At 65.1% G+C, this 14452-nt stretch carries 14 protein-coding genes; 3 read left to right on the top strand and 11 right to left on the bottom strand.

Annotated features, from left to right (window positions below):
* Positions 1–4: 4 nt before the first annotated feature.
* The 9 genes from AB5S17_RS03150 to AB5S17_RS03110 all read right to left on the bottom strand — a co-directional run bounded on the left by AB5S17_RS03150 (position 5) and on the right by AB5S17_RS03110 (position 9051).
* The gene (locus tag AB5S17_RS03150) at positions 5–1108 is read right to left on the bottom strand and encodes a cis-3-hydroxy-L-proline dehydratase (RefSeq protein WP_369236018.1); all 1104 of its coding nucleotides are present in this window, start codon (positions 1106–1108) and stop codon (positions 5–7) included.
* 20 nt (positions 1109–1128) lie between these two features.
* The gene (locus tag AB5S17_RS03145) at positions 1129–2130 is read right to left on the bottom strand and encodes a 4-hydroxyproline epimerase (RefSeq protein WP_369236016.1); all 1002 of its coding nucleotides are present in this window, start codon (positions 2128–2130) and stop codon (positions 1129–1131) included.
* A gap of 3 nt (positions 2131–2133) precedes the next feature.
* Entirely contained in the window at positions 2134–3408 is a 1275-nt protein-coding gene (locus AB5S17_RS03140; protein ID WP_369236014.1) for an NAD(P)/FAD-dependent oxidoreductase, read from the bottom strand.
* Positions 3409–3435: 27 nt separating this feature from the next.
* Positions 3436–4344 (bottom strand): dihydrodipicolinate synthase family protein, encoded by a 909-nt coding sequence (locus AB5S17_RS03135; protein ID WP_369236012.1) that lies wholly within the window; start codon positions 4342–4344, stop codon positions 3436–3438.
* Positions 4345–4449: 105 nt separating this feature from the next.
* Positions 4450–5184 carry an ABC transporter ATP-binding protein gene (locus AB5S17_RS03130; protein ID WP_369236010.1) on the bottom strand — a complete coding sequence of 245 codons (735 nt, stop codon included), beginning with the start codon at positions 5182–5184 and terminating at the stop codon, positions 4450–4452.
* The gene (locus AB5S17_RS03125; protein WP_369236008.1) at positions 5174–5911 is read right to left on the bottom strand and encodes an ABC transporter ATP-binding protein; all 738 of its coding nucleotides are present in this window, start codon (positions 5909–5911) and stop codon (positions 5174–5176) included. The genes AB5S17_RS03130 and AB5S17_RS03125 overlap by 11 nt, the downstream gene beginning before the upstream one ends.
* A gap of 53 nt (positions 5912–5964) precedes the next feature.
* A complete protein-coding gene (locus AB5S17_RS03120) occupies positions 5965–6942 on the bottom strand; it encodes a branched-chain amino acid ABC transporter permease (protein WP_369236006.1) in 978 nt (325 codons plus the stop codon).
* A complete protein-coding gene (locus AB5S17_RS03115) occupies positions 6942–7856 on the bottom strand; it encodes a branched-chain amino acid ABC transporter permease (RefSeq protein ID WP_369236004.1) in 915 nt (304 codons plus the stop codon). Before AB5S17_RS03115 ends, AB5S17_RS03120 begins: the two co-directional genes overlap by 1 nt.
* A gap of 79 nt (positions 7857–7935) precedes the next feature.
* Positions 7936–9051, bottom strand: a complete 1116-nt coding sequence (locus AB5S17_RS03110; RefSeq protein WP_369236002.1) for a branched-chain amino acid ABC transporter substrate-binding protein — start codon at positions 9049–9051, stop codon at positions 7936–7938.
* An 889-nt stretch (positions 9052–9940) separates the two neighbouring features.
* Here AB5S17_RS03110 and AB5S17_RS03105 point away from each other — a divergent pair.
* On the top strand, positions 9941–11086 hold the full coding sequence (locus AB5S17_RS03105) for a glycosyltransferase family 4 protein (RefSeq protein WP_369236000.1): 1146 nt from the start codon (positions 9941–9943) through the stop codon (positions 11084–11086).
* 255 nt (positions 11087–11341) lie between these two features.
* Here the strand turns inward: AB5S17_RS03105 and AB5S17_RS03100 are convergent, their stop codons facing one another.
* Positions 11342–11746 carry a GFA family protein gene (locus tag AB5S17_RS03100; protein WP_369235998.1) on the bottom strand — a complete coding sequence of 135 codons (405 nt, stop codon included), beginning with the start codon at positions 11744–11746 and terminating at the stop codon, positions 11342–11344.
* Between the two features lie 32 nt (positions 11747–11778).
* A complete protein-coding gene (locus tag AB5S17_RS03095; protein ID WP_369235996.1) occupies positions 11779–12615 on the bottom strand; it encodes a shikimate dehydrogenase in 837 nt (278 codons plus the stop codon).
* Positions 12616–12701: 86 nt separating this feature from the next.
* On the opposite strand from AB5S17_RS03095, the gene AB5S17_RS03090 reads away from it, so the two are divergent.
* Together AB5S17_RS03090 and AB5S17_RS03085 are read left to right on the top strand one after the other, a co-directional pair.
* Positions 12702–13364, top strand: a complete 663-nt coding sequence (locus tag AB5S17_RS03090; protein ID WP_369235994.1) for a GntR family transcriptional regulator — start codon at positions 12702–12704, stop codon at positions 13362–13364.
* A 58-nt stretch (positions 13365–13422) separates the two neighbouring features.
* Positions 13423–14442, top strand: coding sequence for an ABC transporter substrate-binding protein (locus AB5S17_RS03085; RefSeq protein WP_369235992.1), 1020 nt, complete (start codon positions 13423–13425; stop codon positions 14440–14442).
* Positions 14443–14452 lie beyond the last annotated feature (10 nt).

The raw sequence follows: 14452 nt of genomic DNA, 5'->3' as shown, positions 1-14452 counted from the left end.
GGCCTCAGGAAAAGCAGATATCCGGGTCGCCGAACCCGTCGATCATCGGCGTGACGCCGAGGCCCGGCCGGTCGCAGGCGGTCATGAAGCCGTCGACGCGCTTCGGCGCGCCGTCGGCGATATCGCGGGTTCCGTAGCTGTTGAAGTCGGTCGCCGAAAAGCAGAACTCCGCGGGCGTCGACAGCGCCAGATGGGCGATCGCGGCCGTCACGATATCCCCGCCCCAGGTGTCCTCGATCGTCATCAGCGTGCCGCTGGCGACGCACATGTCGCGCATCAACCGAGCCTTGGTGAGACCACCGACCTTAGATATCTTCAGATTGATGACGTCCATGGCGTCGTCGGCGAGCGCGCGGGCGAGCATCTGCGGCCCCTCGATCACTTCGTCGAGCACGAAGGGGCGCGCCGTTCGCCGGCGCACCGACAGGCTTTCCTCGTAGGTCGGACAAGGCTGCTCGATGTAGACGTCGAGATCGGCGACGGCAGCGACGACGCGAGCAGCCTCCGCGCGCGTCCAGCCGGTGTTTGCGTCGGCGACGAGGACGTCGCTCGGCTCCAGGATGTTTCGGCAGGCGCGGATGCGGGCGATGTCCTCGTCGGCATCGCCGCCCACCTTGAGCTGGAACTTGGTGTAGCCTTCGGCGCGATAGCCGGCGATCTTCCTCGCCATGACCTCCGGCGCTTCCTGCGAGATGGCGCGATAGAGCGCGATCTGCTCCTGCGCAGCGCCGCCGAGAAGGGTATACAGCGGCTGGCCCGCCGCCTTGCCGAGGATGTCCCAGCAGGCGATGTCGAGCGGCGCCTTGACGTAAGCGTGGCCACGAAGCGCCGAGTCCATCGCCCGGTTGATTGCGCCGAGATTGGTCGGATCGAGACCGATCAGAGCCGGTGCGATCTCCCGGATGCCGCTGCGCACGCCCCTCGCATAGGCGGGCAAGTAGGCCGAACCGAGCGGGCAGCATTCCGCATAGCCGGTGACGCCCTCATCGGTCTCCACCGCGACGACGGTCGTGTCGAAGATCTCGACGAAATTGCCGTTGGACCAGCTATAGCGGCCCTCCTTCAGCGGCAGATCGATCTGCCATGCCTTGATGCCGGTGATTTTCATGTCAGCGCAGCTCCTGGCTGTCAGAGGACTGAGAAGCCGTGGGCAAACGGGTCGCGGTCGTCGATGAAGATGGTGTTGATGCCGGTCTGCCGGGCCCATCCGCCGATCGACGGAACGATGGCATCACGGTCGCCCACCTTTGTCGCCGCTTCGACACGGCCCCTGAACAGGGAGCCGATGATGCTTTCGTGGATGAACTCGTCGCCGACGTCGAGCCGGCCGTTTGCCGCCCAATGCGCCATGCGTGCCGAGGTCCCGGTGCCGCAGGGCGAGCGGTCGATCGCCTTGTCGCCGTAGAAGACGGCGTTCCGCGCCGTCGCTCCCTCGACCGTCGGCCTGCCGGTCCACAGGATATGGGTCAGCCGGTTGATATCGGGGGTTTCGGGATGGACGAAGGTGTACGCCTCGTTGAGTGCCGCACGCAATTGCGGACTCCAGCGGATGATGTCGCCGGCGGTGATGTCGGCCATGTCGGTGTAGTTTTCCTGCGGCTCCACGATGGCGTAGAAATTGCCGCCATAGGCGACGTCGACCGCAACCCTGCCGAGGCCGGGGACCGTGGCCTCATAGCCGCGGCCATAGAGGAACGAGGGCACATTCGTAATGCGCACCTCCTCGACATGCTCACCCTCCTGCCGATAGGTCGCGGTGACGACGCCGGCCGGTGTGTCGAGCTTCAGGACGCCCGGCGTCTTCGGCCGCACCAGGCCGTTCTCGATCGCCATCGTCACCGTGCCGATGGTGCCGTGGCCGCACATATAGAGGCACCCTGACGTTTCGATGAAGAGGATGCCGATGTCGCAATCCTCGCGCGTCGGCGGATAGAGGATCGATCCGGACATCATGTCGTGGCCGCGTGGCTCGAACATCAGGCCTTTGCGGATCCAGTCGAACTCGGCGAGGAAGTGGGCACGGCGCTCGAGCATGGTGTTGCCCTGGAGCAGCGGCCCGCCGCCGGAGACGAGACGCACCGGATTGCCGCAGGTGTGGCCGTCCAGGCAGGAAAAGGTGAAGCGTGCCATTTGTTAGAACCTTTGCGGGCTGAACGGTGCCAGATCGAGTTGTGGTTCTTCTCCACAGACCAGGTCGCTGACGAGCTTGCCGGTCCCCGCCGATTGCGTCAGGCCGAGATGCCCGTGGCCGAAGGCATAGACCACGTTCGGCGTGGCACGCGAGCGGCCGATGACGGCGAGGCTATCGGGCAGCGACGGGCGGAAACCCATCCACTGCCGCCCGCCTTGCGTCTTGAGGCCTGGCAGGAACTGTGCGGCCTTCGTCAGCATCGCGTCGGCCCGGCGGAAATTCGGCGCGAGGTCGAGGCCGCCGAGTTCCACCGCGCCGCCGACGCGAATACCGGTCGAAAGCGCTGAGACAACGAAGCCGTGCCCGCCGAAGATCAGTTGCTGGCGGACATCGAAGGCGCCCGGCGGCAGAGTTGTGTTGTAGCCCCGCTCGGTCTCCAACGGAATGGCATCGCCAAGCTTCCGGGCAAGTTGCTTCGACCACGCTCCGGCGGCGAGCACGGCCTGCCGGCAGGCCAGCACGCGCCCGTCGTCGAGCCTGATGCTGACACCCTCTCCTGCGGAAGCGATATCGATGACAGAGGCCTCGATCAGCGTCGCACCGGCGCCAAGCGCATGCGAACCGATCGCGACGGCGAACTCGAAGGGGTCGGACACCGACTGCCACGATGGAACGAAGGTGCCGGCCACAAATCGGGGCGAGAGGCCGGGCTGCAAGTCGGCCAGTCGCTCGCCGCGCACATGCTCGAAGGCGATGTCGTGGTCCGTGCGCCGCTGCCAGCCTGGAAGCGAGGCCGCGAACTCCGCCTCGCTCTCGTAGAGTTCGAGCGACCCCTTGCTGTGGACCATGTGCGCGATGCCGCAGGCGTCTACCATGCGGTTCATCTCGGCCTGCGACAGCCGCATCATCGCCGCCTGTGCCGCGATGCTCGCCTCGATCCTGTCGGGCCAGCCCGCCCGCCAGTAGCGGACGAGCCACGGCAGGATGCGAGGGAAATAGGCCGGCGGGATGGCGAGCGGACCGAGAGGGTCGGCAAGCCACCCCGGCACCTTGCGCATCATGCCGCGGCTCGCCATCGGGATGATGTCGGAGAAAGCCAGACCGGCCGCATTGCCCGAACTGGTCTCGCGCGCGATGCCGCGGCGGTCGACGAGCGTCACCGACCGTCCGGCTTGTTGCAGTTTCAGAGCGCAGGCAAGGCCGACAATGCCGGCCCCCACGACCAACACGTCATGCGCCGCCCCGGCGTCCGGCCTGGCCGCAGCCGCCTCAACCATCGCGTCCCGCCCCCTCATCGCATGCTTTCAGGCGGCGCCCCCGAGCGCTGGGCGATCGTCCATTGCCTTGCGGATGATCGCCTCGATCCGCTCGCGCTCGACGCCTTCGAGCGTCATGCGCGGCGCGCGGACGTATTCGCTGCCAAGGCCCGTCATCTGGTTGGCGAGCTTGATGTATTGGACCAGCTTGACGGCCGTGTCGAGGTGGAGCAGCGGCATGAACCAGCGATAGAGCGCCAGCGCCTCGTCGACCTTCTTCTCGCGGGCGAGCCGGTACAACTCCACCGCTTCGCCGGGGAAACAGTTCGCCATGCCGGACACCCAGCCGACAGCACCGAAGAGCATGTTTTCCAACACCAGGTCGTCGACGCCGCAGAAAATGTCGTAGCGGTCGCCAAGCCGATTGATCATGTCGGTGATGCGCCGGCTGTCATGGCTCGATTCCTTGACCGCGACGATGTTCTTCTCATCAGCAAGATCGGCAAAATCGGCCGGCGACAGATCGACCCTGTAGGAGACGCGATTGTTGTAGATCATCATCGGCGCGTCGACGGCACGCGCGAGCGCGCGGAAATGGATCACCGCCTCGCGGGAATCCTGCTCGTAGACCATGCAGGGAAGCACCATCAGGCCTTCCGCACCGGCCCTCACCATGCGTCTGCCGCTCTCGATCGCCAGATCGGTGGTGTATTCGGCGACGCCCGAAAGTACGGGAACGCGGCCGTTCGACGCCTCGACGGCGGCGGCCACGACTTCGGCCTTCTCGTCGACGCTGAGCGAGGAGTTCTCGCCGAGCGTACCGAGCATGACAAAGCCTTCGCAGCCGGCGTCGATGCATTTCTCGACATGGCGGCCGGTGGCGTCCAGATCGAGATCGCCGTTCGGCTTCATTTCCGTCATCAGCGCGGGGATGACGCCTTTCCAGTTGCTGCTCATGTCAAATCTCCCTCGATCCGATGGACCGGTCCGCGGCTGCGCCGACGTCCGATGACGCTTCCATTCCACCCGCCCTTCCCCGCCCTCACACTTTGCCGTGCAATGTCAGTCGCCGAGATAGGCTTGCACGATCGAGGCATCCTGCCTCAGCGTCGCCGCATCGTTCTTCATGCGGATGCTGCCGCCTTCGAGGACATAGCCGTAGTGCGCGAGCTTGAGCGCCAACCGGGCGTTCTGCTCGACCAAGAGGATCGTCGTTCCTTCGTCGCGGTTCAGCCGCTTGACGATCTTCAGCGTTTCCAGAACCAGTTTCGGTGCCAGGCCCATCGACGGCTCGTCGAGGAGCAGCACCTTGGGGCCGTGCATCAGCGCCCGGCCGATCGCCAGCATCTGCTGCTCGCCGCCCGAAAGCAGCGAGCCGTCCTGGTGCTGGCGGGCCTTCAGGATCGGGAACAGGCGGAAGGCCTCTGCCATGCGCTCTCGCTTCACGGCGGCGTCACGCACCGTGAAGGCGCCGAGCTCGAGGTTCTCCCTCACCGACAGGCCGCGGAGAATGTGACGCCCTTCGGGCACATGGACGACGCCGAGCCGGGCGATCTCGTTCGCCTTCATGCCGGTAATGTCGTTGCCGTCCAGCGCGATCGTGCCGGCGCTCGCCCGCACCAGCCCGGAAATCGTCTTCAGCGTCGTCGTCTTCCCGGCCCCGTTCGCGCCGAGCAGGGCGACGATCTGTCCGCGACGGACCTCCAGGTCGATGCCGTTCAGCGCGCGGATGCGCCCATAGCCCGCCTCGACGCCCGTAAGCTTCAGGACGACGTCGTTCCCGGTCTCAGAGCTCAAGATCGTCCTCCGCGCCTTCCTGGCCCAGATAGGCCTCGATGACTTTCGGGTCCTTCTGGATCTGGCTCGGCGTTCCTTCCGCGATCATGACGCCGTGGTCGAGGACGCTGATGCGCTCCGAGACACTCATCACCAGGCCGGTGTCGTGTTCGATCAGCAGAACCGAAACACCGCGCCGATCACGAATTCTGCCGATCAGTTCGATCAGATCCTGCTTCTCGCCGGCATTGAGCCCCGCGGCCGGCTCGTCGAGCAACAGCAGTTTCGGCCGCGTCGCGAGCGCCCTTGCGATCTCGACACGGCGCTGATGACCATAGGAGAGCGTCGTCGCCTCGCGGTCCCAGTCCTTCGGATCGATGTCGACGAATCTCAGACACTCCTGCGAGAAGTCGGCGACTTCCTTCTCCTCGCCGCGATGGCGTGGCGTGTGGAAGATCGCCGCCAGCGCGCCAGCCTTCGTGCGGCAGTGCATTCCCGACATGACGTTTTCCAGAACCGTCATTTCGGCGAACAGACGCAGGTTCTGGAAGGTGCGCGAGATCCCGGCGGCCGTCACGCGATGCGGCTTGAGGCTCAGCATTTCCGCCCCATCGAACGTGATGGAGCCGCGTTGCGGCTTGTAGAACCCGGTGATGCAGTTGAACAGAGACGTCTTCCCCGCGCCGTTCGGCCCGATGAGACTGGCGATGGCGTTGCGTTCGACCCCGAATGCGACGCCGTCGAGCACGGTGTTCCCGGCGAAGGCGAGACCGACACCGCGCAATTCCAGAAGCCGGTCGCTCATCGCCGCGCACTCCCGCTCGGCCAGATGCCGCTCGGCCTGAACAACATGATCAACAACAGCCCGACGGCGAAGACGAGCAGGCGGAGGGTTCCCAGATCACGCAACAGCTCCGGCCCCAGGATGACGATGAAGGCGCCGAGAATGACGCCGGGGATCTTGCCCATGCCGCCGAGGATGACGGCCATCAGGATCAGCACCGACTGCGTGAAGGAAAAGCTCTCCGGCGAAATGGCGCCGAGATTGACGGCGAAGAACGCTCCGCCGACCGATCCGAAGATCGCCCCGATGACATAGGCGGCGAGCTTGACGCGCACGCGGTCGATGCCCATCGCCTCGGCGACATCCTCGTCGTGACGCACGTACAGCCAGGCGCGGCCCAGCCGGGAATTGGCGAGCCGCACCGAAACGATCGTGGCGATGATCGCCAGCGCACAGAAGACATAGTAGAAGTCGATCGGCCGAGCGATGTGCCAGCCGAAAAGCCAGGGCTGCTCGATGCCCGACAGGCCGCTCGCCCGGCCGGTGATATTGAGGTTCCGCGCCGAGAGGCGAACGATCTCGCCGAAACCCAAGGTGACGATGGCGAGATAGTCCGAGCGAAGCCGCAGCGTCGGTCCGCCGATGATGATGCCGCCGATCGCCGCGAAACAGACGGCAATCGGCAGGGTGAGCCAGAAATTGAAGCCGAACTGCTCGGTGAATATGCCGACCGTATAGGCGCCGATGGCGAAGAAGGCGGCGTAGCCGAGATCGAGCAGGCCCGCATACCCGACGACGACGTTCAGCCCCAGCGCCAGCACGACGTAGAGGAATGCGTTGGTGAGGATGACCGTGGCGTAGCTGCCGAAGAGATAGGGCGCCGCGATCAGCAGTGCGAAGATCGCCGCGAGCGTCGTCAGGCGTGCCAAGCGGCTCTCGAACAGACCGGCCAGCGGCCCGAGAAGACGAGCGTATTCGACGTTCTTCTCCGCCATCACATGCGCTCCTGCTCGGACTTGCCGAGAAGGCCCGTCGGCTTGAAGACAAGCACCAGAATGAGGACGGCGAAGGTGAAGACGTCCTTCCACTCGCTGCCGATTCCGGGAACCTGCGTCCCGAACGCTTCGAGAAGTCCCAGAATCAGACCTCCGAGCATGGCACCGGGAATCGAGCCGATGCCGCCGATGACGGCCGCCGTGAAGGCCTTGAGCCCGATGAGAAAGCCCATGAAATACCAGATCGAGCCGTAATAGGCGCCGGCCATGGTGCCGGCAGCTGCGGCCAGCGCCGAGCCGATGAAGAAAGTGACGGCGATGATGACGGATACGTTGATCCCCATCAGTTCGCACATGTTCTGATCGATCGCGACGGCGCGCATGGCGCGGCCGTACTGCGTGCGGGTAACGAAGGTTTCGAGCGCGATCATCAGGACGGCTGCCGTGGCGACGAGCACCATCTGGTTGTAGCTGATGAACACGCTGCCGAGATTGACACCGCCGAAGCCGAGATCGGTACTGAATGCGGTGTACTGGCCACCGGTCAGGGCGAGCACGGAATTCTGTAGAACGAGGGAAACGGCGAGCGCCGTGATCAGGATCGACAGGCGCGGCGCCTTGAGCATCGGATGATAGGCGACCCGCTCGATGACGACGCCGAGGCAGCCGACGGCGATCATCGACAGGAACATGGCGACGAAGATGCCGAACCAGTCGCCGCCGACGACGCTGGAAATCGCCGACAGAACGATGAAGCCGATGAACCCGCCGACCATGTACAGGTCGCCATGCGCGAAATTCAGAAGCTTGATGACACCGAAGATCATCGTGTAGCCGAGCGCCACCAGCGCGTAGAAGGCGCCGAGTACCAGCCCGTTGACCAGCTGGTGGCAGATGATGTCGAAAAGGCTCATCGGATTCCCCCCGCCCGACTGCGGCCGCTCCCTCAAGAGGCTGGCGCTCGGTGGAACGCCAGCCTGTCCTGCGATGCGCCTACTTGTCGGCGCGCGTCCAGGCGCCGCCCTTGCCTTCGAGCACGATGAAGTTCGAGCGGGCGAGCGTATTCTTCTTGGTGAAGGAGATCGGGCCGGCCAGCCACTCCTGGTTGTCGGCAGAAGCCAGCGCCTTCTCGATCGCATCCGGCTTGGTCGAGCCGGCCTTGTCGATGGCCCAGGCGACGAGGCGCATGCCGTCATAGGTCAGCGGCGCATACGGGCCGGGAGCAGAGCCGTAGTCCTTCTTGTAGGTCTTGATGAAGTCCTTCGCCTTCGGCAGGAACTCGGCGATCGGGTTGGAGAAGGCATAGACGCCCTCGGCGGCACGGCCGGCGATGTCGAACAGCTTGCTCGAATTCGAGCCGTCTCCGACAGCGATCTTGCCCTGGTAGCCGGACTGGCGGAGCTGGCGGATCAGCAGGCCGCCATCGGCGTAATACGCCGTCCAGAACACGGCATCCGGGTTGGCCGCCTTGATCGCCGTGACGATGGCGGAATAGTCCTGCTCGCCCTTGTTGACGGTTTCGTAGGCGACCACCTTGTTGCCGGCCTTCTTCCAGGCATCGCGGGTGAGGTCGGCGAGGTTCTGCGAATAGGCGTCGCCCTCGTTGACGATGGCGAGCGTCTTGACGCCCTTGCCCGACAGGAAGTCGACGGCCTTCTTGGCCTGCTCGTCGCCCGTCGAGTTGATCATGAAGGCGTTGCCGGGGTTCTGCGGAATGAGATCGGTCGAGTTGGCCGCGGTGATGACGAAGGGCACGTTGGCGTCGCCATAGATCTTCAATGTCGGCACGGTGGCGCCCGAGCAGTAACCGCCAACAACCGCGACGACCTTCTGCGAAACGAGCTTGGCGGCCGCATTCACGGATTGCTGCGGGTCACAGGCGCTGTCGCCGACGATCATCTCGAGCTTCTTCCCGAGCACGCCGCCCTTGGCGTTGATTTCCTTCTGAGCGATCGAAACGGCATTGGCCATGTCCTTGCCATAGGTCGCCTCGGAACCGGTCGTGGGCACCTGCACGCCGATGGTGATCGTGCCGGCTGCATAGGCTGCAGATGCCGACATCAGCGCGGCGACTGCGCCGGCGGTCAGAATTTTCGTCAGTTTGAGCATGTTTTTCTCCTCCTTGCCGCGTCAGGTAGACGAACCAAGATCCAATTGATGGACCAAAGATATATCAAGCGCAAGCCGGCGTGAGCCCGCTGTCGCTCCCGCCGCACGTCCAGATGGAGCGACGGAAGAGAATGAGGCCCGCCGCCGAGGATGACTACCGCCGCTGATTGAACGGCCAGACCAATGAAAACGTCGATCGCTTCGAGGACCTCGATTGGCTCCGACAGTGGAAGACTGCACCTCCCAGCTGGTCTTTCCATGCCGTACGCGCGGCGCAGCGTCGCGATCGGTCCAGCCATGCCGGTCTGGCAGGTCTCCTTGGCGGATCCCCCACGACGTCTCTGTTTCGGGTCGCGGCTGCCGCGCTCGTCCATCGCGCTGCGATTCTGCTGGTCCCACGAGCTGCGCTTGCGGAAGCAAAAAGCCGGGATCTGGACCGGGGTGGCGGTCTCGGCTCTATTTCCTCCCCGGACGCGACGTCACGAGACGACGACATATCACACTGCGGCCCGACCCGAGTTGGAGGGAGTAGCCATCAGAATTGCTATGAATGGGTTGCACGCAGCGGCTTTCCTCGCATTTCGTCGCCGGTTCGCTGTTCCATTCGCCGAGGCGCGACTGTGGACATATCCGGCGGGCCCTTCCCCCTTTTTCGCGTTGCTGATCATGCCATCACCGTCCGATTCGACCGACAGGCCGGCCCTGTACTCAATCCCGATCAAATTCTGTGCGCTCTCGCGCTTTCCCGACACATGGAGGATGGGAATCGGCTGGCAGCGATGCCGATCATCCTTTATTCGACAAATATCCGGCGCTTTTCGTCGGTTTTTGTTCAGAGAATTCCCTCGGCTTCCATACAGCTTCAACTTCCTGCATTGAATGCATCGCCATGACGCGACCTCGAATTTTCCTTTCCATCAACAGCGCCTGGAACGTCTACAACTTTCGAGCAGGCGTCATCAGGGCGCTGATCGACAGCGGTTTCGAGGTCATCGCCGCAACCCCGCCTGATCAGTACGAGCCCCGACTGACTTCTCTCGGTTGCCGCTACATTCCGCTGCCGATGGACAACAAGGGGAGCTCACCGGTTCGGGATCTCCTGCTGATGAGCCGATACTGGCGCCTCCTGCGTCGCGAGCGCCCCGACGTCTTTCTTGGCTACACGATCAAGCCGAACGTCTATGGGTCGCTGGTGGCGCACATCCTTGGCATTCCTGTCGTCAATAACATTTCCGGCCTGGGGACCGCCTTCCACTCCGACACCTGGCTTTTGCGGCTGGTAAAGGCACTTTACCGGGTTTCGCTTCGGCGGTCGCACACGGTATTCTTCCAGAATGAGGAAGACCGTCGGCTCTTCGTGGCCGAGAAGCTGGTGCGGATGGGGCAGACAGGCCTTATCCCGGGGTCGGGCATCGACCTCGCTCGGTTTTCGTCGGGGCCCGCCCCTACGGAGGAGCTTCCGCAGCCGTTCCGCTTTCTCCTTGTCGGACGCCTTCTCTGGGACAAGGGCGTGAGGGAGTATGTGGAAGCGGCCAGGATCGTGCTGCGACAGGAACCGGATACGCGATTCGAGTTGCTCGGGTTTCTGGAGGTGGATAATCGAGCAGCAATTCCTCGCTGCAAGGTGGAGGAATGGGTATCCGAAGGCCTGATTGACTATCTCGGCGTCACAGACGATGTCCGGCCGCACCTTTCCCGCGCAGACTGCGTGGTCTTGCCGTCATTCTACCGCGAAGGAACTCCGAGAAGTCTTCTGGAAGCTGCCGCCATGGGTAAGCCTATCGTCACCACCGATTGGATAGGTTGCCGCAATGTGGTCGATCACGGCGTGAACGGATACTTGTGCAAGCCGCGAGATGCGCAGGATCTGGCGGAAAAAATGCTGGCGATGATCCGGCTTCCTCCCGCGAACCGAAGATCGATGGGCGCAGCCGGTCGCGCCAAGATGGAACGCGAGTTCGACGAAGGGATCGTTATCCGCCGTTATCTCGAGGTCGTCGACGACATTGTCGCAGGCAAGCGAACAAGTCGTTGAGCCGCGTGCCTCTGGCTTGCGCCCATCGGAGGGTCCAGACGGTATGTCAGTGGCGTTGGGAAGGTCCTCCGGCCGCGAGTTCGGCGGTTATGAACACCAGTTGATATTCGTGCCAAGCGTCCTCCAGCGGCGGCCTGCCTCTGCACGGCGGCAAGCCTCTGGACCCGCTCCGCGAGAGGACCGTCTTCGATATCGTTCACCGCGCGTCGAAGCCGGCATTTCTACCGCGAGCGATGCAGGCGCGGCGGCCTCCTGTCAGCGTTGCGGACTGGCCGGGAGGTCGGCGATGTCCGCAGTCCACGGAGCGGCGGAGCGGCACCAGATCTGCTTGCTGGGCCGAAGCTCCGAGCGCTGGCGAATGCTTCCCCAGCGAATGCCCCAGCGGTCCGCCTGCTCACCCTCGCCGGTGGTGAAGAGGGGCGAGCCGCAGGTGCGGCAGAAATACTGGAGGCGCTTGCGGCCGCTGTCGGCGGTCTTGACATAGAGGGCGGGCTCGCCGGCTGACACCGTCACCCTGTCGCGGTCCGCGACGACCGAGACCCGGTAGGGCGAACCGCTGAGCGTCTGACAGTCGGTACAGTGGCAGATCGAGACCGCCTCGGGGTCGATCTCTGCGCGGTAGGTGATCTCGCCGCAATGACACCCGCCGTCGATCATCATGATAGAGCCTTTCGCACCGCGCCCGCCGCCGCTCATCCGACCGCTTCGCCCGCCAGCGCCGGAGCCGCCTCCCCCGGATAGAGGAACGCGTACATGGCGCGGAACTGGCCGGCGGCCATCGCGTGGCCGTCGACCGCTGCGAGGCCGCGGGCGCGCGCGGCGCGCAGGAGCGCCGTTTCCGCGGGCTCGGTGATCGCGTCGCCGACCATGCCGTCCGCCGGCAGGCACGCCAGCTGATCGTCCGAAAACAGCGAACCCGGGCGATAGGCCATGCCGACCGGCGTCGCATTGACCACGGCCTCGACCTCCGCCCATCGCGCGTCGCTCAACGCCTCGACGGCACAGCCGCTGCCGGCCAGCTTCTCGGCCAGGCGATCGATGCGCCGGGGCTCGCTGTCGAGGATTCGGACGGCGCGCCCGCCCCCTTGCGCGAAGGCGAGCGCGATCGCCGTTCCCGCCGCGCCGGCGCCGGCCAGCACAAGCGTCTTCCCCGCCGGGCAGAAGCCGGCCTCGTCCGCCGCGGCCCAGAACCCGACGCCGTCGACCATGTCGCCGACGAGCCGCCCATCCGGCTCGCGCCGCACGACGTTCACCGCTTCCAGCGCCCGGGCGCGTTCGCTCATGCTGTCCACCAGCTCGAACGCCGGCTCCTTGTGCGGGATCGTCAGGATCACGCCATCGCAGTTGCCGGCACCCCGCAAGAGCGCGAAGAAGGCATCCAGATGGTTGGGCTGCACCTCCAGCGGCACGACGGCGCGCGCGTCCGCGCCGTCGCCCGAGAAGATCCGGTTGAACAGGATGGGCGAGCGGACCTGCGCGATGGGCGAGCCGATCATCGGCACGATCCGCGTGGCGCCGGCGATCGGCATGAACACTCCTCCGGCGGCGGGTTTGACATCGTTCGCTTCGCTGATGTTTATGCGGATCGTTGGAGATTTTGAAGAGTGCGCCACGAATGTTCGGCCGCAAGAGCCCTGCAGACAGCACCGTCGTCGGACTGATCGCCGCCTCTCTGCGGCGGGACATCGCCTTCGGCACGCTGACGCCCGGCTCGCGGCTGAAGATCGAGGAATTGCGGGCGCGCTACAGCGGCAGCGCCCATTCGCTGCGCGAGGCGCTGAGTCTCCTGACCGCCGAAGGCCTGGTCGAGGCCCTCGCCCAGAAGGGCTTCCGCGTCGCCTCCGCGACCGAGGCGGACCTGAAGGACATTACCCGGCTGCGCCGCGAGGTCGAGACGATCGGGATCGGCTGGTCGCTGGAGCACGGCGACGTCGAGTGGGAGGGGCACGTCGTCGCGGCGCGCCACAAGCTCTCGCGGATCGAGGACAGGCTCGAGGAAGCGCCGCTCGAATTCGCCCTCGACTGGGAGGCTGCCAACAAGGCGTTCCACAAGGCGCTGATCGCGGCGAGCGGCTCGCCCCGCCTGATCGGCTTTCACGACCGGCTCTACGATCAGAGCAGCCGCTTCCGGCTCGCCGCGCTCCGCGAGGGCCGCACCGATTTCGGGGCGAGCCGAACGGCTCACGACCGGATCCTCGAAGCCGTGCTGCGGCGCGATCGCGAGGCGGCGGTGGCCAGCCTGACGTCCCACATCACCGGCGGCCTCGGCCGCAGCTGAACCGCGCCGCCGAAGCGGCGGACATCGACTTGATCCACTGGGAGGAAACAGAATGCCTATGACACGCTCACTGCGCCGCGGCCTTGCCGCCGGCCTTCTCGCCGCCGCCGTCGGGCTCTCGGCGACAGCGGCGCAGGCGGCCGACAAGATCACCGTCGGTGCCCTGCGTCTCGCCTCGCATGCGCCGACCTTCATCGCGGTCGAGCGCGGCTACTTCAAGGACGAGGGGCTCGACGTGAACCTCGCCTTCTTCGAGGCGGCGCAGCCGGTGGCCGTCGCGATTGCCTCCGGCGATGTCGACTTCGGCATCACAGCGATCACCGGCGGGCTGATCAACCTGGCTCAGAAGGGTGCGGTGAAGGTCGTCGGCGGCGCGCTGGAGGAGCAGCCCGGCATCAAGGGCGAGGAGATCCTCGTCTCGAAGAAGGCCTACGACGCGGGGGTGACCAGCCCGGACAAGCTCGCCGGCCACAGCTTCGGCATCACCCAGCCCGGCTCCTCCTTCCACTACATGATCTCGAAGATCGCCGAGAAGTCCGGCTTCGACCTGAAGTCCATGCGGCTCGTGCCGCTGCAGAAGGTCGGCGCGCTGATCGCGGCGCTGAAGTCCGGCCAGATCGACGCTTGGACGATCGTGCCGAACATCGCCGAGATGCTGACGAAGGGAGGCGAGGTGAAATCGATCGGCCAGGTCGCGGACTACATCCCGAACTACCAGGTGACGACGGTCTTCACCTCCAGCGGGAACGCGGCGGACAAGAAGGACATCGTGAAGCGCTTCCTGAAGGCGTTCTCGCACGGCGTCGCGGACTACAACGCGGCCCTCGTCGACAAGACCGCGAGCGCCGCCGAGACCAAGGCGGTGACGCAGATCATCGCGAAATACGCCTATCCCAACCGCGACTATGCGACCGCGGCGGCGGCAATCCAGGGCGGCGCGATGCGGCTGAGCCCGGATGCGGCGCTGAACCTGTCGAGCGTCAAGGACCAGCTCGACTGGTTCAAGTCGGAGAAGCTCGTGCCGGCCTCGGCCTCGCTGGACACGCTGGTCGACAAGAGCTTCGTCGAGACGAAGTGAGACATGCGGG

It is taken from the genome of Jiella sp. M17.18, assembly GCF_041027365.1.
In the GTDB taxonomy this organism is placed as follows: domain Bacteria; phylum Pseudomonadota; class Alphaproteobacteria; order Rhizobiales; family Rhizobiaceae; genus VKMB-3413.
This window is presented reverse-complemented; position numbering and strand designations above follow the sequence as displayed.